Below are 338 nucleotides of genomic sequence, written 5' to 3'. Positions count from 1 at the left end.
TCAGGTATGGCCAGTTCGTCTCGACCATTCACCTGGGCCCAGCCGGTCAATCCCGGCAGCAGTCTATGCACGTTCTCCTTCGTGCGTGCGGCGATCAGATCATCCTGGTTAAAGAGGGCAGGACGAGGGCCGACAAGGCTCATGTCGCCCTTCAGGATGCACCAGAGCTGCGGCAGCTCATCAAGACTCGTCTTGCGCAGGAAGCCGCCGATCGGCGTCAGATGCCGTGCCGGGTCCGTCAGGAGATGTGTCGCGACGACCGGCGTGTCCGTCCGCATGGTCCGAAACTTCGGCATCAGAAAGACCCGGTTGTCGCGCCCGATCCGCTTCGACCAGTA

Annotated in this window: 1 protein-coding gene; it reads right to left on the bottom strand. The window is 62.1% G+C overall.

All coding sequences use genetic code 11. The annotated features are described in order from the left end of the window. Window positions 1–338, bottom strand: a 338-nt coding sequence (locus EO99_RS0125495; RefSeq protein ID WP_029621348.1) for a sugar transferase, incomplete at both ends; no start/stop codon positions are given.

The organism is Pseudorhizobium marinum, from assembly GCF_000705355.1.
In the GTDB taxonomy this organism is placed as follows: domain Bacteria; phylum Pseudomonadota; class Alphaproteobacteria; order Rhizobiales; family Rhizobiaceae; genus Neorhizobium; species Neorhizobium pelagicum.
Note: the sequence above shows the minus strand (reverse complement) of the source record. Positions and strands in the feature narration are given on the sequence as shown.